The organism is Comamonas sp. A7-5 (assembly GCF_039581385.1).
In the GTDB taxonomy this organism is placed as follows: Bacteria; Pseudomonadota; Gammaproteobacteria; order Burkholderiales; family Burkholderiaceae_C; genus Comamonas; species Comamonas thiooxydans.
Map to the genome: position 1 here is coordinate 1 of NZ_JBCPWO010000068.1, position 326 is coordinate 326.

General features: G+C 62.0%; 1 protein-coding gene. It reads left to right on the plus strand.

Annotated elements, in window-relative coordinates; translation table 11 throughout:
- Window positions 1-326 (plus strand): Ig-like domain-containing protein (locus AAIL67_RS24785; protein ID WP_343485411.1); only part of this gene is annotated, 326 nt, incomplete at both ends.

The window sequence follows — 326 nt, forward strand, 5'->3', positions numbered from 1 at the left end:
CGCAGCGCTGCAAGCCGGAGAGAGCACCACGGTCACCATCACCTTCAGTGAAGCGGTGACGGGGCTGGATGTTGGTGACTTCACAGTTGCCAATGGCAGTCTGAGCAATCTGATGTCCAGCGACGGTGGCTTGACCTGGACGGCGACGCTGACGCCGACTGCCGGCATCACCGACGCCACGAATATGATCGGCCTGAACAACGCCAGCTACACCGATCTGGCGGGTAACACGGGAAGCGGCACAACCGACTCGAACAACTTTGCCATCGACACCCTGCGACCTACGGCCACCATCGTCGTAGCGGACGCAGCGCTGCAAGCCGGAG